Raw genomic sequence first — 21,196 nt, 5'->3', positions numbered from 1 at the left:
TCCTTAACTTTCGTGCATGAGTGCAAAAGACATATCGGCGCGGCAGCACACCTCACCGTTGACGCTCGCAGTACCCGTCGCAAAGCGGAACGGCCCGCGCGCACGCGTGATGGTGCACACCAGATCAACCGTGTCGCCCGGGCGCACCGGACGCTTAAAGCGCACCTTATCGAGGCTCGTATAGAACGGCGTCGCGCCGCGCGCCTCCTCGTCGCCCATCAGCAGCACGCAACAGTTTTGGGCGAGCATCTCGCACTGAATCACGCCGGGGACTACCGGGTTTCCCGGAAAATGCCCCTGCAAAAAGTACTCGTCACCCGTAATCGTGATCTTGCCGTGGGCCTCGTCGCCCACCAGCTCGGCCTCGTCGAGCAAAAGCATCGGTTCGCGATGCGGCAACAGCTTCTTGAGCTCTTCTTTGTTCATGGATATCACCTATCCGATCCTCATGAGGCAGCTTCCAAACTCCACAAGGTCGCCGTCGGCCACGCAGATCTCGAGCACCTCGCCATCCGCCTCTGCCGTTACCTCGTTGAGAACCTTCATGGCCTCGATGATGCAGAGGGTCTCGCCGGCCTTGACCTTGGAGCCCACGTGCACAAACGGCTCGTCGCCCGACGCCGGGGCAGCATAGAAAACGCCGACCATGGGAGCGGTCACCTCGGTGCCCTTGGGCTCCGGTGCGGCGGCAGGCGCCTGCGCGGCGGGCTCCGGTGCGGCAGGCGCGACTGTGGGAGCTGTAACTTGAGCGGCCATGGCACTCGGCACGGGCATGGGCACGGCAACCGGCTGCGCCGCACTCGCGCGCTCGAGCTCGACCGCGGTGCCATCGGGCTCCTCAACACGCACGCGCGTGAGGCCGCGGTCCTCCATAACATCGGCTATCTCGGCAAGTCTTTTGGAATCCATGCTCTAGCTCCTTGCATATCTACGCAGCGCGATGGCGGCGTTGTGCCCGCCAAAGCCCAGGTTGGTCGAAAGCGCCCAGGTAAGGTCGGCGCGAACCGCACGATTAGGCGTGTAATCAAGATCGCAGGCGGGATCGGGCGTGTGGTAGTTAATGGTCGGGGGCACCACGCCCTGCTCGAGCGCCATGGCACAGGCCATGACCTCGATGGCCCCCGTGGCACCGATCATGTGCCCCGTCATCGACTTGGTCGACGAGACGTGCGCGGCGCGTGCCGCGTCCTCGCCGAGTGCACGCTTAATGCCCGCCGTCTCGGACGAATCGTTGAGTTTAGTCGAGGTGCCGTGAGCGTTGATGTAGAGGCCCTCGGAAGGCTTAACGTCGCCCTCGGCCACCGCCAGCGATATCGCACGGGCAATGCCGGCAGCCTCGGGATCGGGGCTCGTGATGTGATAGGCATCATCGGTGTTGCCGTAGCCCACGACCTCGGCATAAATGTGCGCACCGCGCGCCTGCGCATGTTCCATGCTCTCGAGCACGAGCACGCAGGCGCCCTCGCCCATCACAAAGCCGTCGCGATTCGCATCGAACGGACGACAAGCCGTCGCAGGATCGGGGTTGGTGGTCAATGCGCGGCAGGACGTAAAGCCCGCAACGGCATCGGGGATAATTGCGGCCTCGGCGCCGCCCGCGAGGATCGCGTCGGCATAGCCGTGCTTGATGGCGCGGAACGCCTCACCCACCGCATGGGCAGAAGTCGCGCAGGCAGTCACGACGGGTAGGGTCGGGCCCTTTGCCTTATGGCGAATCGCGATGTTGCCCGAAGCCATGTTGGGAATCATCATCGCGATCATGTAAGGCGATGCGCGACGAGGCCCCCGATCGGCGATCGCGTGGACGTTGTCGACGAGTGTCTGCATGCCGCCCACACCCGAGCCCACGTAGACGCCCAGGCGCTCTCGATCGATGGCGCCTTCGACATCAAAGCCCGCATCGTGCATGGCCTCGTCCGAAGCCGCCATCGCAAACTGAACGCAGGGGTCGAGATGCTTGGCGTCACGCTTGCCAAAGTACTCGTTGCCGTCAAAGCCCTTGACCTCGGCCGCCACCTTGACAGCAAACGCATCCGTATCGAAGTGCGTAATCGGGCCGATGCCACAGGTCCCGGCACACATGGCCGCCCAGGTGGCAAGCGCGGTGTTGCCGAGCGGCGATACGGCACCTATGCCGGTGATTGCAACTCTCTGTTCCATCATGGTCTCCTCATCCAAGCCGTTCTTCGGCCCTGGTTTCTACATCGCCATTCCGCCGTCGACGCGTACAACCTCGCCCGTAATGTAGGAAGCCGCATCGCTCGCCAGAAAGCGCACCACGCCGGCCACTTCCTCGGGGCGCGCCATGCGCTTTAGGGGAATCTGCTCCTCGGTTGCCGCGCGAACCTTCTCCGAGAGCTTTGACGTCATATCCGTCTCGACAAACCCCGGGGCGACCGCGTTCACTCGTACGCCGCGGGGCGCAAGCTCGCGCGCTACCGCCTTGGTAAGCCCTATCACGCCCGCCTTGGAGGCAGCGTAGTTGGCCTGCCCGGCATTGCCCATCAGGCCCACAACCGAGCTCATGTTGATGACGCAACCGCCGCGCTGGCGCATAAAGGTCTTGGCGAGCGCGCGCGTCGTATTGAACGTGCCCTTGAGATTGACATCGAGCACGCGGTCGAAGGCATCGTCGCCCATACGCATGAACAGGCCGTCGCGCGTGATGCCGGCGTTGTTGACGAGCGCCCAAATGGAGCCAAAGTCGTTGAGGACCGTCTCCACGCACGTGTTGACGGCGGCGGGATCGGCCACGTCACATTGATATGCGCGCGCCGTGGCGCCAGCCGCCTCGCAGGCCTCGCACGCCTCGCACGCCGCATCGACGCTGCCGGCATAAACGACGGCGATATCGTAGCCATCCTCCGCCAGGCCCACGGCACAAGAGCGACCAATGCCGCGTGAGCCGCCCGTGACCAGCGCCACGCGGCGCGATCCGTCGCGCCCGAGCGCGCCGTTGTTCAAGTTGCCCATGTCATTCCTTTCGGGTTACAGCCCTGTGGACTATGCGAGCTCGTCGGCAATAGCTGCGACCTGCTCGGCCGTTTCGCACGAATACACGCGAACGTCGCTCAGCGTACGCTTGACCAGGCCCGACAGCGTTTTGCCAGGGCCGACCTCAATAAACGTGTCGATGCCCTGATTCTGCAGAGTATGCAGCGTGTCGACCCAACGAACGGCATGACTCACCTGATTGGCCAAGACATCCGATGCCGCTCGCGGGTCCGCCGGATAGGGCGCCGCCGTCATGTTTGCCATGACCGGAATCAGCAGCGGTGACGGCGCGTGGCCGGCTTGGATATACGTCGCCAGCCCCTCAGTCGCCTCGGCCATATAGGGGCTATGAAATGCGCCCGACACCGCGACTTTCATAGCGCGGCCGCCAGCCTCTTTTACTAGGACGTCGAGCTCCTGCAGCGCCTCGGGCGCTCCGGCAACAACCGTCTGCTGCGGACTGTTGTAGTTGACCGGCCAGCAGTCCTCGCCGGCCTGTTTTGCCAGGTTCTCGACTTGCGCCGCATCGAGCTTGATGACGGCGCGCATGCCGCCCGGATGGCGCTCGGCAGCCGCGGCCATCAGCGCCGCGCGCTCGCACACGAGCTCAAAGCCCGCTCGCGTATCGAACGCCCCCGCAAAGGTGAGCGCGGCGACCTCGCCAAGCGAAAAACCCGCACAGGCGGCAGGTACCACGCCGCGCTCACGCAGGGCGGCAGCCGCTGCCAGATCGTGAACGAACACGCACGGCTGCGTGTTCTCGGTCTGCGAGAGTTCCTCCTTGGAGGCGCTTCGGCACTGCTCACTGGTCCCCGGGCGCACCTCGTCGACAATGGCGAACACCTCGGCGGCCGCCGGCGATGCCTCGATCAGGTCGACGCCCATCGCGGGGTGCTGGGCGCCCTGGCCGGCAAACAGAAACGCTACGCCACCCATGCGCACGCACCCTTCAGGACGTGCTCGGCGCCATCGACTAGGTCGTCAACGATTTCACGTGCACTTTGGCGCTCGTTGACCATGCCGGCAATCTGTCCACACAAAAACGAGCCCTCTTCGTAATCGCCGTCCTTGGCGGCCTTGCGAAGGGCGCCCGTGCCCATGGCCCCGAGCTCCTCGACGCTTACGCCCGCCGCCTCGCTCTTGGCGTAGGCGTTAGTGAAGGGGCTCTTGAGGGCACGCACCGGGTGTCCCGTCGAGCGGCCGGTCGCACGCGTCGAGGTGTCGTTGGCCTTCAGGACCATCTCCTTGTACTGCTCCGATACGGTGCACTCATCTGCGATCAGAAAGCGCGTACCCACCTGCACGCCGGCGGCGCCCAGCATAAAGGCGGCCGCCACGCCGCGGCCATCGGCGATACCGCCAGCCGCAACCACGGGAATATCGACCGCATCGACAACCTGTGGCACCAGTGCCATCGTCGAGGTCTCGCCAATATGGCCGCCTGATTCGGTACCCTCGGCAACCACGGCAGTGGCTCCACGACGCGCCACGAGACGCGCCAGCGCCACCGAGGCAACGACCGGGATGACCTTGATGCCCGCCTCGTTCCACGCCTTCATGTACTTGGTGGGATTGCCGGCACCCGTCACGACGACCGGCACCCGCTCGTCAATCACGACCCGCGCGACCTCGTCGGCAAACGGGCTCATGAGCATGACGTTGACGCCAAAGGGCTTATCCGTCCTGGCGCGCAGCTCATGAATCTGGTCGCGCAGCCAGTTGGCGTCGGCGTTCATGGCCGCGATAATCCCTAAGCCGCCCGCCTCGGACACTGCGGACGCCAGCGAGGCGTCGGCGATCCAGGCCATACCGCCCTGGAACACGGGCTTTTCGATGCCGAGCAGATCGCAGAGAGGAGACTTGAGCATCACTACTTCTCCAATGCCGCCTCGACCGTATCGACGAACTCGCCGACCGTCTTGGGGTTCTCCTCGGTATCGAGCTCAATGCCAAACTCGTCCTCGACGGCAACGAGGATCTCGACGGTACCCAGGCTGTCGAGGCCAATCTCCTCGAGCGTGGACTCGGGCTTCATCTCGACATCGTCAAGGCCGGCGGTCTCGCGGATAACGTCGCAAACGCGCTCGAAGGTCTTCTGATCTGCCATGGTAGTTCTCCTTTGTTTGTGCCCCAGGGGCGTTTTCATTTCCTATGTGCAACTACTTCCAGCGAAGTAGATAGCCACCTACATCCAAGCCGGCGCCAAATCCAACGAGGGCGATGGTGTCGCCCGCATTCAGTGCGTTGGTGCGCGCCAGCCGATCAAGCGCAAAGGGAATGCAGGCGCTCGAAATATTGCCGGTTTCACGCAACGTTCGGACCACACGGTCGTCCGGCACACCTAAGCGCTTGACCGCCTGGCTCAGGATTCGTTCGTTAGCCTGATGGAATACAAAATGATCGATGTCTTCGACCGCAATGCTCGCATCGCTCGCAAGCTTATGGACCATGTCGCAGATGGCATTGACGCCGAACTTGAACACACGACGACCGTTCATGGACAGCACGCTTTCGCGGTCCTGCGCTGTCTTATACGGCGAGGAGCCCGCCAATCCGGGGACACGCAGTGTTTCGACGTCAGGCGACGTCGAAAGCTCAACGGCGAGGGGATTCTCTCCCCCAGCCTCTATGACCGCAGCACCCGCGCCATCGCCAAAGAGCACGCAGGTGGCACGGTCGGTCCAGTCGAGCGCGCGCGTCATCTGCTCGGCAGCAACGATAAGCACGCGCCTGGCACGACCGCGGGCGATATAGCCCTCGGCGACATCGAGCGCAAATACGAAGCCGGCACAAGCCGCCGAAACGTCGAAGGCAGGACATGTGGCACCCAGGCGCTCAGCAACGGCGCACGCTTCGGCGGGAACGAGATGGTCGCCCGTCGTCGTCGAACAGACGATAAGATCCAGCTGACTCGCATCGATTCCGGACGTCTGGAGCGCTTGCTCGCTCGCTGCCACGGCAAGGTCGTCGAGCGACTCGGTGGTGCACACATGGCGGCTCTTGATGCCTGTGCGGGTAAAAATCCACTCATCCGAGGTATCGAGGAACTCGGACAGCTCGTCATTGGAAACACTGCGCTTGGGAAGCGCCGAGCCTGTTCCAAGAATCGTGAAACCCATCACTAACCTCCTTTGAGTTGTTGACGTGTTTACATCGACCAAGAGAGGATAGCGCATTCTTCGCTTTGTTGACGTGTTAACATTAAATTGTCCAAATGCGACAAAGGCTTCACATTGTGTCTATCTCTCGACACCATTGCGTCATTCACTTATTCATTAAGGAGGTAGCAGCCGCTATGGATGCCCAATTAACGATAGTCGACGTAACCGGATCGACCAACGATGACCTGCTCGAGGCAGGAAAACAGGGAGCGCCGCACGGCACGGGGCTTGCCGCCCGCGCGCAAACGGCAGGACGCGGCCGACGCGGCCACAAGTGGGATTCAACCGCCGGCAACCTGTTGCTCTCGATTGTCCTACGTCCTCGTGTTAATCCCGCCAAGTACTCTGGCCTTGCCGCCGTCAGCGGCCTAGCGGTGCTCGAGGCGCTCGAGGCGCAAGGTCTTGCTAACGAGATCGGCCTCAAATGGCCCAACGACCTCGTCGCACGAGGACATAAGCTCGGCGGCATCTTGGTCGAGGCGGCTCGTGACAACGAAGGCAAGCCCTTTGCCGTCTGCGGCATTGGCGTCAATGTGAACTATGTGCCCTCGGAGGTTCCCGATAGCGGCCTGCCGGCAATCGGTCTGTCAGACCTCAACGAGAATGTTCCCACCGTCGATGTCCTACTCAAGGAGGTCTATCACACCGTCGTAAACGCTGTGGACGCGTGGGTAGATCTGCTCAACGCCATGGAAGAAGACGCTGGTCCGATCGCGCCCGTTCACGATGATTATGTCGCTCATCTCAATTGGATTGGGGAGCACGTTATCGCCCGTTCCCCTGCCGGTGACGAGCTGGCACGTGGCATCTTTCAAACGGTCGATGCCTTTGGTCGCGCGTGTATCGAAACGGAAGACGGCTTACGTTCCTTCCATTTTGAGGAGGCATCGCTGCGTCCCATGGGTAAATAAGGCGCCACAGCCACCCGCTCGACAGCATTACCCGGCCCCCCCAAGGTCATCATTCAAAACAAAAGAGCCCCGCTACCAAAATGGCAGCGGGGCTCTGTAAGCTATGAGCGATATCGCTTAGAGCTTGATGTCGATGTCGACACCAGCGGGGAGGTCGAGACGCATGAGCGAATCAACGGTGCCCGAGGTGGGGTCGAGGATGTCGATGAGGCGCTTGTGGGTGCGCATCTCGAACTGCTCACGGGAGTCCTTGTTCACGTGCGGCGAGCGGATAACCGTGTACAGGTTGCGCTCGGTGGGCAGGGGGACAGGACCGGAAACGCGAGCACCGGTCTTCTGAGCGGTCTCGACGATGAGCTTCGCGGACTGATCGACGACCTCGTGATCATAGCCCTTGAGGCGAATGCGGATCTTCTGGGTAGCCAACTTAAACCTCCAAAGAGTGCGAGAGATGATCTCGCGGATTACGTAACAGGGAGCTCGAACTTAGGCGTTCTTGCTCATGACCTCGTCCACGATGGACTTGGGCGCGGGCTCATAAGAGTCGAACTGCATCGTGTAGGATGCACGGCCCTGGGTCTGGGAGCGAAGGTCGGTAGCGTAACCGAACATCTCGCCCAGCGGCACCTTGGCACGGATGAGCTTGCTGTTCTTGCGATCCTCCATGCCCTCGATCTTGCCGCGGCGACCGGAGAGGTTGCCCATAACGTCGCCCATGTACTGCTCGGGGGTCTCGACCTCGACAGCCATGATCGGCTCGAGCAGCTGCGGATCGGACTTCTTGAGGGCGTCCTTGATAGCCATGGAACCGGCGATCTTGAAGGCGGCCTCGGAGGAGTCGACCTCGTGGTAAGAACCGTCGAACAGGGTGACCTTGACGTCGAGGACCGGGAAGCCGGCGATAACACCGGTGTTCAGGGCCTCCTGGATGCCCTTGTCGATGGACGGGATGTACTCCTTGGGCACGACGCCGCCGACGATAGCGTTGACGAACTCGTAGCCGAAGCCCTCCTCCATCTTCTCGAGCTTGATGACGGCGTGGCCGTACTGACCGCGACCACCGGACTGACGGACGAACTTGCCCTCAGCCTTCTCGACGTCGTGACCAGCGGTCTCGCGGTAGGCAACCTGGGGCTTACCAACGTTAGCGTCAACCTTGAACTCACGGAGCAGACGGTCGACGATGATCTCGAGGTGCAGCTCGCCCATGCCGGCGATGATGGTCTGGCCGGTCTCGTGGTTGGTGGACACCTGGAAGGTCGGGTCCTCCTCGGCGAGCTTGGTCAGAGCCAGGGACATCTTGTCCTGCTCGGCCTTGGTCTTGGGCTCAATGGCAACGTCGATAACGGGCTTGGCGAACTCGATCTTCTCGAGGACGATCTCCTTGCCCTCGGCGCACAGGGTGTCACCGGTGGTGGAGTTCTTGAAGCCGACGCAAGCGACGATGTCGCCAGCGGCAGCGTCGTCACGGTCGATACGCTCGGCGGCGTTCATCTCGAGGATGCGGCCGAGGCGCTCGCGCTGACCGTTGGAAGCGTTGACCACGTAGGAGCCGGACTCGGCACGACCGGAGTAAACGCGGACGTAGGTGAGCTTACCGACGAACGGGTCGGTCATGATCTTAAAGACCAGGCCGGAGAAGGGCTCGTCGAAGGAAGGATGGCGCTCGATCTCCTCGCCGGTGTCCGGATCGGTACCGGTGACGCCCTCGACGTCAAGCGGGCTGGGCAGGTAGTCGACGACAGCGTCGAGCAGCTCCTGAACGCCCTTGTTCTTGTAGGCGGAGCCCACGAAGACGAGGTTGAGCTCGTTGGCCAGGACGCCCTTGCGCAGAGCTGCCTTGAGCTCCTCGACGGTGAAGTCCTCCTCCATGAGAATCTTCTCCATGAGCTCGTCATCAAAGCTGGCAGCAGCGTCGAGGAGCTCCTCGCGCTTGGTGGCAGCGATGTCGGCGAACTCAGCCGGGATCTCGTCCATCGGCTCGGGGTAGGTCATGCCCTTCTCGTCGGCCTTGAAGTCCCAAGCAGTCATGGTGACCAGGTCGATAACGCCCCAGAAGTTGTCCTCGGCGCCCATCGGGACCTGAGCGGCCACGGCGTTAGCGTCGAGACGGTCCTTCATGGTCTCGATAGCGTTGAAGAAGTCAGCGCCCACGCGGTCATACTTGTTGATGAAGGCGATGCGGGGGACGTTGAAGGTGGAAGCCTGACGCCAAACGGTCTCAGACTGGGGCTGGACGCCGGCAACGGCGTCGAAGACGGCGACAGCACCATCGAGGACGCGCAGGCAGCGCTCGACCTCGGCGGTGAAGTCAACGTGGCCCGGGGTGTCGATGATCTGGATGCGGTAGTCCTTACCGTCCTTGTTCCAGAAGCACGTGGTAGCAGCGGAGGTAATGGTTACGCCGCGCTCCTGCTCCTGAACCATCCAGTCCATGGTGGCAGCGCCCTCATGGACCTCACCGATCTTGTGGGTCTTACCGGTGTAGTAAAGAATACGCTCGGTCGTGGTGGTCTTACCAGCATCGATGTGAGCCATGATGCCGATGTTACGGGTATCGGAAAGCTTGTACTTAGGCTTAGCCATGTTAGTTCCTTACCTTAACTTACCAACGATAGTGAGAGAACGCGCGGTTGGCCTCGGCCATCTTGAAGACGTCCTCACGCTTCTTGACGGAAGCGCCCAGGCCGTTGGAGGCGTCGAGGATCTCGTTGGCGAGACGCTCGGCCATGGTCTTCTCCTTGCGAGCGCGGGAGAAGTTGACGATCCAGCGGATGCCCAGAGCGGTGGAACGACGGGAGTTGACCTCCATCGGGACCTGATAGGTAGCGCCACCGACACGCTTGGGCTTAACCTCGAGCGTGGGCTTGACGTTGTCCATAGCCTTCTTGAAGGTAGCGAGAGCGTCGCCACCCTCGGACTTCTCGGCAACGATCTCGAAAGCGGTGTAAACGATGCGCTCAGCGGTGGCCTTCTTGCCATCAAGAAGGACCTTGTTGATGAGCTGAGTCACCAGGCGGTTGTTGTAAACGGCGTCAGGCTGAACCTCACGACGATTAGCTGCTGCACGACGCGGCATGTGAAATCTCCTTAAGTGTCTACCGTGCGGCGCTTAAGCGGCACACGGCGAAAGTATCAAAACGTTATCTGGCTTATTTGGCCTTGGGGCGCTTAGCACCGTACTTGGAACGGGCCTGCATACGGTTCTGGACCGGAGCAGCGTCGTAGGCGCCACGGATGACGTGATAACGGACACCAGGGAGGTCACGGACACGACCGCCGCGGACGAGCACGATGGAGTGCTCCTGCAGGTTGTGGCCCTCACCCGGGATGTAAGCAGTAACTTCGATGCCGTTGACAAGGCGAACACGGGCAACCTTACGAAGAGCCGAGTTCGGCTTCTTGGGGCTCGTGGTGAAGACGCGGGTGCACACGCCGCGCTTCTGGGAGTTGTGCTGCAGAGCAGCGTTCTTGGACTTCTTGGGCACGGAACGACGGCCCTGGCGAACCAGCTGGTTAATAGTAGGCAAAGCGTACTCCTTCTCGAATGATTCCAGCTTTCTGTAAAGTGCAACGGCTTGAATCGAGGGGTCAGCATCCCCCTACGAAACACGCAGTTCGATAGGATACGTGGCGTTAGCTGTGCCGTCAACAGACCACGCCGCCGGGCGTATCCCAAAATTGGCACATTTCCGCAAAGCCTACACAAAAGGAATCCCCTCCTGTGCGCGCTGGCGGATCCCCGGCCCGGGCGGCCCGCTGTTTAAGTTTGCTGCTCTACAGTCCTGCGCAAGACGGAAAGCACATTAAGTGCTTTCCTTTGCGTGCGGAACTCGCGACAAACTTAAACAGCGGGCCGCCCGGGCCGGGGATCCGACGTGCTCGTTGGGGCAACGTTACCTGCCAAAACGGGACAGGTTTATTTTGGTCGGTTTTATCTGCGGAAACGTCGCGCTCCAGCGGTGATCCGCCCTCATCTGTCATAGGGAAATCGGCGGCGTTTTCGGAAGTATGCGGCAAATTCTGGACCTGCCGAGCACACCGGGGTTTTTCGATAATAAACCCGCAGGTAGAGCGCTTGAGCATATACGGTGTGGTCGACCCATCAAGATTTTGCCGCATACTTCAGGAATGCAGGCGAATATCGTGCGGTCTAACCGCCCATTTACCGCAAAGAAGGCCGCTTCCCCTAGTAGAAAGCGGCCCCAAATCTTACGAATAGACGATGGTAAAGGGTTCCGGCGTTTCGGCGCCCCCTGTTGAAGTGCAGCGTGTGCCTTCGAGCGTTACTGAAACCACTTGGTCGACATCAATCAACTTCGTTGGCACCCAGATGTTCTCTCCGCTATTGCGCGTATAAGAAAAATATAAGTTGAACGCCCCTGCGTCGTCATCTTCGATAATCTGCTCCGATCCATCCTTGTAGGTAACCGTCAACTTCTTCGTGACTGCGTCAATGCCCAGATCATCGATGTGCGTCTGGATGGAAAACGGGCTGATCTCGAGAGGCGAGTCATCGGAGCGGAGTTCCTTAGTATCGACGTACGCTCCAACGCTAAACTCGGGCGTCGATGCCTCGAACGGCTTCGCATCCTCTCCTTCGCCCTCGGTCCACGAGATATTCCAGGTGACCGCATGTTGAAAACCTCGCTCGCGATCCATAGAAGCAAAGTACATCGTGCCATTAATGACAGTATCGCTTGATGTGTCCTTATCAATGGTGCAGCGTGTATCAGCCCATTCCTCGCCGAAGTTCATGCTGGGTGTACCGATGCCTTGTTCTTCTTCACCATAGAGAACAAGTTCGCCTGTCTCTGCTGCCGGCTTGTAGTAGTTAACACCATTTGGATTGGACAGCGTAAACGTCACAGCACCGCAGCCGTTTTGGTCGATAGCCATATCATGAATGTCGAGTGTATAGCCGTTGCCCTCGACGGACAGATTGACCTTCTGTACTGAACCCTCCAAGCTTTGGGGCGCGATACCATCACCAAACTCTCTGGTGTAGGTATATTTCGTCCCCGACGAGCCACCTTGAGTCCAGGTAACGGACTCTCCGTTGCCATGGTTTCCCCAGGCAGAGGCAAAATAACTGGAATTGACAACAGCGTAGGCGACCCCTCCGGTCGCCAGCACTCCGGCAAGACATCCGATTACGGCAACATACAGAGGCTTCGCGTGACCCTTTCGGCGAAGCGGCTCGCCAGCAGCGGCATAAAGAACACGGTCAGCAAGATCGCTATCGGCTTGGACGGACTCGAAGGCCTGCTTGATTTGGTTGGATTTCACGGTCGCCCTCCTCTAGGATGAACTTGAGTTTCGATCTGCCGCGAGCTAAACGCGTTCGAACGGTCGCGGCTGGCACATGCAGTAACTCGGCAATCTCTGAAGTCGAGAAGCCCAGATAGTAATAGAGCACGATGGGGATACGGAATCGTTCCGGAAGCCGCATGACATCTGACAGGACGGCCTTGGTCTCATCCTGCGCTGTCGAAAGCGACTCGGCCAGGTTCTCAATATCCTCCACACGCCTCCACGGCTTTCGAAAGAGCGATTTGCATTCATTGATCGTGACCCGGATAAGCCATCGACGAAGATGTTCCCAGCTTTCAAATTGCGCATCGCTTTTGAGTAACTTCAGAAAGACGTCTTGAGCGACATCGTCGGCGTCGGCGCGATCACGCAGGTACGTCAACGCGATCCGAAACACGACATCCCGGTGGTCTTCGACCGCCTGTCTAAAAGCTTGTTCTTCCATAATCACCTCCCGGTGACATTGATGGTTCTTGATGGGGCCCTCACCATAGATACGCTTTGACCGAGTGAAATGTTTCAAATCCAAGCAGGAAAAACCTACCAAAAAATAAATCCGTCACTTTTTGGCAAGGGATCAACGAAACGCAACAGGTTGAACATACGCAAGCGAGCGGCCCCCAGAGCGTACAAGGTGGCATGAAAAAGGCAGGGCATTGACCTTTTGGTCATGCCCTGCCTTTTGAATGACAGATTGTAGCTCTGGGGGCCGCGCAGCGACGGAGGTCGCCGCCGTTCGTTAGAACGGCGGAACTAGTTACTCCTCGTCGTTGTCCTTGGCCTCTTCGGCGTCATCGGTGTCCACGAGCTGGTTGAGCAGCTCGTCGAGGGAAGCCATGTCCTCGTTGATGGCACCGTTGGCGGGAGCCTTCTTGTCGTCGATCGGGGCGCCCAGGAGCTCCTCGTCGGCGTCGGCGTGATGCGTCGGCGTGGCGGAGGTGCCCAGCAGGATGTCGTCCGGACCGTCGGGGCTAAAGACCATCTGCAGCAGCTGCGAGAGGTCTTCCTCGTCGGCAACGTCGTCGTTGTTCTCGAGGATGTAGAGCAGGTCGTGGGCCTCCAGGCCGTCGCGGAGCTCCTCGATCGCCTTGGCACCGATGCCATCGATGCGCAGCAGATCCTCCTCGGACTTGCCGACCAGGTCGCCGACCGTCTCGATGCCGACCTCGCTGAACTTGTTGGTCCAGCGCTGCGACACGCCCAGGTCGTCGAACAGGTACAGGCGAGCCTTCTCGGCGGAGATGGTGTGGCCGTTGCGGGTGAACGAACCGTCAGCACCACCGAACTCGTCGTAGCCGGCCCAGTCGAGCTGCTGCGGGAGCTGCTCGTCCAGGTCCTTGAGCTCAACCGGAGCCCACTCGGGCAGCGACTTGGCGTTGGGCGAAGCCGGGCCGTCGATGTCCACGTAGCCGTCGGCCGTACGATACGTCAGCTTGGCGTTGGCATACGGCTTGAGGCCGGTACCAGCCGGGATCTTCTTACCGACGATGACGTTGGACTTAAGGTCGAGCAGGTGGTCGACCTTGCCCTCGATGGCAGCCTCGGTAAGGACACCGGCGGTGCGGATGAACGAAGCGCTCGACAGCCAGGAGTCGATGTTGGACGCGACCTTGAGCGTACCCAGGATGACGGGCTCGGCCACGGGAGCCTGACCGCCCAGACGGGCAACGCGCTCGACCTCGTCGGCGAACTCGTAGCGGTCGACGTACTGACCAAGCAGGTACTTGGAGTCGCCGGGGTTGGTGATCTGAACGCGACGCAGCATCTGACGTGCGAGCACCTCGATGTGCTTGTCGTTCAGGTCGACGCCCTGGCTGGTGTAGACGTCCTTAACGCTCTCGACGAAGGTGTGCATCGTCGACTCGATGTCGGTCAGCTTGCGCAGGTTGCGGAAGTTGACGAAGCCCTTGGTGATCTGGTCGCCGGCGCGAACCTCGCAGCCGTCCTCGATCTCGGGCATAAAGCGCACCGAAGCGGGGACGCGACGCTCGTCGAGGACACGGGTGTGATCCTCAGAGTCGGTGAGCGTCAGCACGTACTCGGACTTCTCGGGCTTAATCGAGAGGTGACCGGAGTACGGAGCCAGCTCGGCCTCGCGACCCAGGATCTTCTCGTTGACGTTGCCGACGATATCGAACATACGGCTGACCGTAGGCAGACCCTGCGTAATATCGTCGACGCCAGCGACGCCGCCGGAGTGAATGGTACGCATCGTAAGCTGCGTACCGGGCTCGCCGATGGACTGGGCGGCAATAATGCCGACCGCGGTACCGATGGCGACCGGACGACGGGTGGAAAGATCCCAGCCGTAGCACTTCTGGCACACGCCGTACTTGGAGCGGCAGGTGAGCAGCGCGCGGAGCTTGACCTTCTTGAGGCCCGCATCGACCATCTTCTGGATGTCGGCGACCTTCTCGATGTAGCCGTCCTGCTCAAAGAGCACGGTGCCATCGGGAGCCACGACGTCCTCAATGAAGCAACGGCCGACGAGGTCGGTGTTGAGGTCGGTGGTGCCGGGGATGATGAGGTTGTAGGTGACGCCCTCGTGCGTACCGCAGTCCTCCTCGCGGACGATGACGTCCTGGGCCACGTCGACCAGACGACGGGTCAGGTAACCAGAGTCCGAGGTGTGGGATGCGGTATCGACCAGGCCCTTACGGGCGCCGTAGGTCGAAATGAAGTACTCGAGCGGCAGCAGGCCCTCGCGGAAGTTCGCCTTAATGGGAAGGTCGATCGTCTCGCCGGACATGTCTGCCATCAGGCCACGCATGCCGCCGAGCTGACGCAGCTGGGTCTTAGAACCACGGGCGCCGGAGTCGGCCATCATGTACAGCGGGTTCTCCTCGTCGAACATGTCGAGCATGAGCGCTGCAACCTTGTCGGTACAAGCGGTCCACTCGTTAACGACTTCGATGTGGCGCTCCGTCTCGTTGATGAAGCCCTCCTCGAAGTACTCGTTGATCTGGTCGACGTTGGCCTGGGCGCGGTCAAGCAGCTCCTGCTTCTCGGCAGGGATGAGAGCGTCCCACACCGAGATGGTGAGGCCGGCGCGGGTAGCGTAGTGGAAGCCGGAGTACTTGATGGCGTCGAGGATCGGGCCGACCTTGGCCTCGGGGTAACGATCGCAGCAGTCCGCAACCAGCTTGGCCACGTCGCCCTTGACCATCTTGTAGTTCATGAACTCATAGTCTTCGGGCAGGCACTGGCGGTTGAAGATGATGCGGCCGATAGAGGTCTCGAAGCGCGCGGTCTTGTTGCCGGTGACGTCGTAGTCGACAAACTCGTTCTTGCCGTTCTTGACGCGGAAGATACGGGTGCCGTCCTCGTTGATGACGTTGGCATCGGCAGCGGACACGCGAACCTGGATCTTGGCCTGCATGTCGACCTCGGAACGGCAGTCATAGGCGTGCAGCGCGTCGTCGAAGCTGGCGAACACGTGGTTCTCGCCCGGCAGACCGTCGCGGACCTGGGTCAGGTAGTACACACCGATGATCATGTCCTGCGAGGGGATGTTGACCGGCTTGCCGGATGCCGGCGAGCGCAGGTTGTTCGCAGAGAGCATGAGCACGCGAGCCTCGGCCTGAGCCTGGCTGGACAGCGGCACGTGGACAGACATCTGGTCGCCGTCGAAGTCGGCGTTGAAGGGCGAGCAGACCAGCGGGTGCAGGTGGATAGCCTTGCCCTCGACCAGCACCGGCTCAAAGGCCTGGATGGACAGACGGTGCAGGGTCGGTGCGCGGTTGAGCAGCACGACGCGGCCGTCGATGACCTCTTCGAGGATGTCCCACACAAAGGTGGCACCGCGGTCGATAGCGCGCTTGGCGCCCTTGATGTTCTCGACCTTGCCAAGCTCGACCAGGCGCTTCATGACGAAGGGCTTGAAGAGCTCCAGCGCCATGGTCTTGGGCAGACCGCACTGGTGCAGCAGCAGCTTGGGGTCGGTAACGATAACCGAACGGCCGGAGTAGTCGACACGCTTACCCAGCAGGTTCTGACGGAAACGACCCTGCTTGCCCTTGAGGGCCTCGGCGAGCGACTTGAGCGGGCGACCGCCACGGCCAGAGACCGGGCGACCACGACGGCCGTTGTCGAACAGGGCGTCCACGGACTCCTGGAGCATGCGCTTCTCGTTGTTCACGATGATCGCAGGGGCGTCCAGGTCGAGCAGGCGCTTGAGTCGGTTGTTACGGTTGATCACGCGACGATACAGGTCGTTGAGGTCAGACGCGGCAAAGCGGCCGCCGTCGAGCTGGACCATCGGGCGCAGATCGGGCGGAATGACCGGGATGACGTCCAGGATCATGTTCGCGGGGCTGTTGCCACCCTTCAGGAAGGCGTCAACGACCTCGAGGCGCTTGACGGCCTTCTCGCGCTTCTGCTTCTGGGAGTCCTCGTCGGCGATGATGGCCTTGAGCTTCTCGGCCTCGGAGGGGAGGTCGATGGCAGCGAGCAGGTCGCGGACGGCCTCGGCACCCATACCACCCTTGAAGTACATGGAGTAGTAGCGGGTCATCTCGCGGAACAGCGGCTCATCGGAGATGAGGTCGCGCTCGGTGAGCTTCATGAAGGCGTTGAAGGCGTCCGTGCGGAGCTGCTTCTCGTCCTTGCACTCTTCCTCGATGTCGACGATGCCAGAGGCGATCTCCTCGGGGGTCAGCGGCTCCTCATCGGAGAACTCGTCAAAGTTCTCGGGGTCGCCCTGCTCCTTGAGGGACTCGATCTGGCGGGCGCACTCGGCATCGATCTCTTCCAGATCGGCGGCGAGCTCCTCGCGCAGGTCATCAGCGTCGGCCTCGCGGGCCTCATAGTCAACCTCGGTGATGATGTAGCTGGCAAAGTACAGAACCTTCTCGAGGTCCTTGGACTTGATGTCGAGCATACGGCTCATCGGGAAGCTCGTGGGGCTCTTGAAGTACCAGATGTGGGACACGGGAGCGGCGAGCTCGATGTGGCCCATGCGGTCGCGACGCACCTTGGCCGAGGTGACCTCGACGCCGCAGCGCTCGCAGACGATGCCCTTAAAGCGGATGCCCTTGTACTTGCCGCAGGAGCACTCCCAGTCCTTGGCGGGACCGAAGATCTTCTCGCAGAACAGGCCGTCCTTCTCGGGTTTGAGGGTACGGTAATTGATGGTCTCCGGCTTCTTGACCTCACCGTGCGACCAGGAACGGATCTGGTCGGCGGAGGCAAGGGAGATCTTTACCGAGTCAAAATCAGTAGCTTCGAAATCTGCCACAGTCAACTACTCCTTATCAGTGGTCGTGGCGGCGACAGCCTCGGGCGCCTCGGCGGTCTCGGCATCCTCGGCCTCGACGTCGGCGTCAACGCCGGCGAGCGCAGCCAGGTCGTCGAGAGCAGAGGTCTCCTCGGCGGTCACAGGGGCGGAGGCGTCCTCGTCAGCATCGTGCATGGGCTCGATGTCCAGTGCGAGGGAGCGGATCTCCTTGACGAGAACCTTGAAGGACTCGGGGATACCCGGGACCGGAACGTTCTCGCCCTTGACGATGGACTCGTAGGTCTTGACGCGGCCCACGGTATCGTCGGACTTGACGGTCAGGATCTCCTGCAGGACGTTGGAAGCACCGTATGCGTACAGTGCCCAAACTTCCATCTCGCCGAAGCGCTGGCCGCCGAACTGGGCCTTGCCGCCCAGAGGCTGCTGGGTAACCAGACTGTAAGGGCCGGTCGAACGGGCGTGGATCTTGTCGTCGACCATGTGGCCGAGCTTGAGGATGTAGGACGTACCCACGGTAATGGGCTCGCGGAACTCCTCGCCGGTGCGGCCGTCGAACAGACGGGTCTTGCCGCGCTCGTCAAGCTGGGTGACGAACTCGGGGCGCATGTGATCGCCAAAAGCAGCGGTGGCCTTGTTGAGCATGTTCTTGTTGGCACGACGGATGACCTCGGCGATCTCGTCCTCCTTGGCGCCGTCGAAGACGGGCGTGGCGGTAAAGAACGGACCGGGAACGTACTTGTCGGAGTCGGCCTGCTCGGTATCCCAACCGCAGGCAGCAGCCCAGCCAAGGTGGCACTCGAGCAGCTGGCCGACATTCATACGCGAAGGAACGCCCAGCGGGTTGAGGATAACGTCGATCGGGGTACCGTCAGCCATGTAGGGCATGTCCTCGACCGGCAGAACGTTACAGATAACACCCTTGTTGCCGTGGCGGCCGGCGATCTTATCGCCCTGCTGGATCTTACGACGCTGGGCGACGTAGACGCGCACCTGCTCGTTGACGCCGGGGGCCAGGTCGTCACCGTTCTCGCGGCTAAAGCGGACGACATCGATGACGCGGCCGTAAGCGCCGTGAGGCATCTTAAGGGAAGTGTCGCGAACGTCGTGAGCCTTGGCACCGAAGATGGCGCGCAGCAGGCGCTCCTCGGCGGTCAGAGCGCTCTCGCCCTTAGGCGTGACCTTGCCGACCAGGATGTCGCCAGGGCCGACCTCGGCGCCGATGCGGATGATACCGTCCTCGTCGAGGTTGGCAAGCATGTCCTCGGAGAGGTTCGGGATCTCGCGGGTGATCTCCTCGGGGCCGAGCTTGGTGTCGCGGGCGTCGATCTCGTGACGGGTGATGTTGATGGTCGTCAGCAGGTCCTCGGCCACCAGGCGCTCGGACACGACGATACCGTCCTCGTAGTTAAAGCCCTCCCACGGCATGTAGGCCACGGTGAGGTTCTGGCCCAGTGCGAGCTCGCCGTGATCGGTCGAAGGACCGTCAGCCAGAGGCTCGCCCTGCTCAACGGTGTCACCGACGCGCACGAGCGGACGGTGGTTGATGCAGGTGGACTGGTTGGAGCGCTGGTACTTGGCCAGGTGATACTCGTCCATGCCGCTGGCATGCTTGACGATGATCTTGGCGGCGTCGGCAAAGATGACCTCGCCGGCGTTCTTGGCCAGGGTGACCTCGCCGGAGTCCAGAGCGGCGCGGCGCTCCATGCCGGTACCGACATAGGGAGCGGCGGGGTGAACCAGCGGCACGGCCTGACGCTGCATGTTAGCGCCCATCAGCGTACGCTTGGCGTCGTCGTGCTCAAGGAACGGGATCAGCGTGGCTGCGACGGAGAGCATCTGACGCGGCGAGACGTCCATGTAGTCGACGTCCTCGACAGGCACGTCGGCGGGAGCGCCGAAGGAGCCGTCGAAGTCGCGGGTACGGGCGATCACGGCGTGCGGGCGGACGAGCTTGCCCTCGGCATCGGTCGTGATGAACTCGTTGGTCTTGGGATCGAGCGGCGTGTTGGCCGGCGCAATGACGTGCTTCTCTTCCTCGTCAGCGGTCATCCAGTCGATCTGGTCGGTGGCAACGCCGTTCTCGACACGACGGAACGGGGCCTCGATGAAGCCGTACTCGTTGACGCGGGCATAGAGGGCGAGCGAGCCGATCAGGCCGATGTTGGGGCCTTCGGGGGTCTCGATCGGGCACATGCGGCTGTAGTGCGAGTTGTGAACGTCGCGGACGGCCGTCGGCACGTTGGTGCGGCGGCTGGAACCGGACTTGTGACCGGCAAGACCACCAGGGCCGAGTGCGGACAGACGGCGCTTGTGGGTCAGACCGGTCAGGGGGTTCGCCTGGTCCATGAACTGCGAGAGCTGCGAGGAACCGAAGAACTCCTTGATGGAGGCCACGATCGGGCGGATGTTGATGAGCGACTGCGGGGTGATCTCGTCGATGTCCTGGGAGCTCATGCGCTCACGGACGACGCGCTCCATACGGCTCATGCCGATACGGAACTGGTTGGCGACAAGCTCGCCGACGGTGCGGATACGACGGTTGCCAAAGTGGTCGATGTCGTCGACCTTGAAGCCCTGCTCGCCGGCAGCGAGGGACAGCAGGTAGCGCAGCGTCGCGACGATATCCTCGTCGGTAAGCACCGTGACCTCTTCCTCGGTGGTGAGGTTGAGCTTCTTGTTGACCTTGTAACGACCGACGCGGGCCAGATCGTAGCGCTGCGGGTTAAAGAGCAGACCCTCGAGCAGGCTGCGGGAAGCGTCCACGGTGGGAGGCTCGCCCGGGCGCAGACGACGGTAGATCTCAATGAGGGCGTCCTCGCGAGTGAGAGCGGTGTCGCGCTCCAGGGTACGCTTGATCACATCGGAGTTACCGAGCAGCTCGATGATGTCATCGTTGGTGACGGCGATGCCAAGGGCGCGCAGGAACATCGTGGCGCTCTGCTTACGCTTACGGTCGATGGAGACCATGAGCTGATCGCGCTTGTCGACCTCAAACTCAAGCCAGGCACCGCGGGACGGGATGATCTGGGCCTTGTAGATCTGCTTGCCCGAATCCATCTCGGAGCTGTAGTACACGCCCGGGGAGCGGACGAGCTGCGAGACGACGATACGCTCGGTACCGTTGATGATGAAGGTGCCTTGATCGGTCATCATGGGGAAGTCGCCCATGAAGACGAGCTGCTCCTTGATCTCGCCGGTCTCCTTGTTGGTGAGACGGACGTCGGTCAGAAGCGGGGCCTGATAGGTCATGTCCTTCTCGCGGCACTCCTCGACGGTGTGCGCGGGATCGCCAAACTGATGCTCACCGAAGGTAACCTCGAGAACATGGTTCTGGCTCTGGATGGGACTGGATTCCTTGAACGCCTCACGAAGGCCCTCGTCCTTAAAACGCTCAAAGGATTCCCTTTGAACAGAGATAAGGTTGGGGAGCTCCATGGCCTCCGGGATTTTCCCGAAGCTGACGCGCTTGCGCTCAGTGGCAGTGTATGCGTAGGTCACCAGGTTTTTCCTCCTTCACGGAAATGCTCGGTGGGTTGGCGAGGCATAGCTTCGCCAGTTATCGCAATCTAATAGTTTATCAG

17 protein-coding genes are annotated in these 21,196 nt (G+C 61.4%); 1 reads left to right on the top strand and 16 read right to left on the bottom strand.

Features of this window, described 5'->3' with window-relative positions; all coding sequences use genetic code 11:
• Window positions 1–3: 3 nt before the first annotated feature.
• From fabZ to DW796_RS06950, 8 genes are read right to left on the bottom strand one after another with little or no spacing between them, the layout of a single operon-like run.
• Entirely contained in the window at window positions 4–426 is a 423-nt protein-coding gene (fabZ, locus tag DW796_RS06985; protein ID WP_022094192.1) for a 3-hydroxyacyl-ACP dehydratase FabZ, read from the bottom strand.
• A gap of 9 nt (window positions 427–435) precedes the next feature.
• Window positions 436–909 carry an acetyl-CoA carboxylase biotin carboxyl carrier protein gene (gene accB, locus DW796_RS06980; protein ID WP_118094682.1) on the bottom strand — a complete coding sequence of 158 codons (474 nt, stop codon included), beginning with the start codon at window positions 907–909 and terminating at the stop codon, window positions 436–438.
• A gap of 3 nt (window positions 910–912) precedes the next feature.
• Complete coding sequence (gene fabF, locus DW796_RS06975) at window positions 913–2,160, bottom strand: beta-ketoacyl-ACP synthase II (protein WP_118094681.1); 1,248 nt, start codon at window positions 2,158–2,160, stop codon at window positions 913–915.
• Window positions 2,161–2,199: 39 nt separating this feature from the next.
• A complete protein-coding gene (fabG, locus tag DW796_RS06970; RefSeq protein WP_118094680.1) occupies window positions 2,200–2,973 on the bottom strand; it encodes a 3-oxoacyl-[acyl-carrier-protein] reductase in 774 nt (257 codons plus the stop codon).
• Window positions 2,974–3,003: 30 nt separating this feature from the next.
• Window positions 3,004–3,930 (bottom strand): ACP S-malonyltransferase, encoded by a 927-nt coding sequence (locus DW796_RS06965; protein ID WP_117757103.1) that lies wholly within the window; start codon window positions 3,928–3,930, stop codon window positions 3,004–3,006.
• Window positions 3,918–4,862 carry an enoyl-[acyl-carrier-protein] reductase FabK gene (gene fabK / locus DW796_RS06960; protein WP_118094679.1) on the bottom strand — a complete coding sequence of 315 codons (945 nt, stop codon included), beginning with the start codon at window positions 4,860–4,862 and terminating at the stop codon, window positions 3,918–3,920. Before fabK ends, DW796_RS06965 begins: the two co-directional genes overlap by 13 nt.
• A gap of 2 nt (window positions 4,863–4,864) precedes the next feature.
• The gene (locus tag DW796_RS06955; protein WP_055285196.1) at window positions 4,865–5,101 is read right to left on the bottom strand and encodes an acyl carrier protein; all 237 of its coding nucleotides are present in this window, start codon (window positions 5,099–5,101) and stop codon (window positions 4,865–4,867) included.
• 52 nt (window positions 5,102–5,153) lie between these two features.
• Complete coding sequence (locus DW796_RS06950; protein ID WP_117778561.1) at window positions 5,154–6,113, bottom strand: 3-oxoacyl-ACP synthase III family protein; 960 nt, start codon at window positions 6,111–6,113, stop codon at window positions 5,154–5,156.
• 176 nt (window positions 6,114–6,289) lie between these two features.
• On the opposite strand from DW796_RS06950, the gene DW796_RS06945 reads away from it, so the two are divergent.
• Window positions 6,290–7,066 (top strand): biotin--[acetyl-CoA-carboxylase] ligase, encoded by a 777-nt coding sequence (locus DW796_RS06945; RefSeq protein WP_158563762.1) that lies wholly within the window; start codon window positions 6,290–6,292, stop codon window positions 7,064–7,066.
• 117 nt (window positions 7,067–7,183) lie between these two features.
• Here DW796_RS06945 and rpsJ read toward each other — a convergent pair whose 3' ends face one another.
• The 8 genes from rpsJ to DW796_RS06905 form a co-directional block, all read right to left on the bottom strand.
• The gene (rpsJ, locus tag DW796_RS06940) at window positions 7,184–7,492 is read right to left on the bottom strand and encodes a 30S ribosomal protein S10 (protein ID WP_022094184.1); all 309 of its coding nucleotides are present in this window, start codon (window positions 7,490–7,492) and stop codon (window positions 7,184–7,186) included.
• Window positions 7,493–7,552: 60 nt separating this feature from the next.
• Window positions 7,553–9,652, bottom strand: a complete 2,100-nt coding sequence (gene fusA, locus DW796_RS06935; RefSeq protein ID WP_118094678.1) for an elongation factor G — start codon at window positions 9,650–9,652, stop codon at window positions 7,553–7,555.
• Between the two features lie 19 nt (window positions 9,653–9,671).
• Window positions 9,672–10,145, bottom strand: a complete 474-nt coding sequence (rpsG, locus tag DW796_RS06930) for a 30S ribosomal protein S7 (protein ID WP_006235013.1) — start codon at window positions 10,143–10,145, stop codon at window positions 9,672–9,674.
• Window positions 10,146–10,218: 73 nt separating this feature from the next.
• Complete coding sequence (gene rpsL, locus DW796_RS06925) at window positions 10,219–10,596, bottom strand: 30S ribosomal protein S12 (RefSeq protein WP_006235012.1); 378 nt, start codon at window positions 10,594–10,596, stop codon at window positions 10,219–10,221.
• Between the two features lie 682 nt (window positions 10,597–11,278).
• Entirely contained in the window at window positions 11,279–12,355 is a 1,077-nt protein-coding gene (locus tag DW796_RS06920; RefSeq protein ID WP_118094677.1) for a DUF4179 domain-containing protein, read from the bottom strand.
• Window positions 12,306–12,824: an RNA polymerase sigma factor gene (locus DW796_RS06915; RefSeq protein WP_187362387.1), complete on the bottom strand. Its 519-nt coding sequence runs from the start codon at window positions 12,822–12,824 to the stop codon at window positions 12,306–12,308. Before DW796_RS06915 ends, DW796_RS06920 begins: the two co-directional genes overlap by 50 nt.
• A gap of 312 nt (window positions 12,825–13,136) precedes the next feature.
• Window positions 13,137–17,615 (bottom strand): DNA-directed RNA polymerase subunit beta', encoded by a 4,479-nt coding sequence (locus tag DW796_RS06910; RefSeq protein WP_187362386.1) that lies wholly within the window; start codon window positions 17,613–17,615, stop codon window positions 13,137–13,139.
• Window positions 17,616–17,621: 6 nt separating this feature from the next.
• Complete coding sequence (locus DW796_RS06905) at window positions 17,622–21,050, bottom strand: DNA-directed RNA polymerase subunit beta (RefSeq protein ID WP_233539699.1); 3,429 nt, start codon at window positions 21,048–21,050, stop codon at window positions 17,622–17,624.
• Between the last annotated feature and the right edge of the window lie 146 nt (window positions 21,051–21,196).

This window comes from Collinsella sp. AM31-2AC (genome assembly GCF_003469285.1).
GTDB classification, from domain to species: Bacteria; Actinomycetota; Coriobacteriia; order Coriobacteriales; family Coriobacteriaceae; genus Collinsella; species Collinsella aerofaciens_AT.
This window is presented reverse-complemented; position numbering and strand designations above follow the sequence as displayed.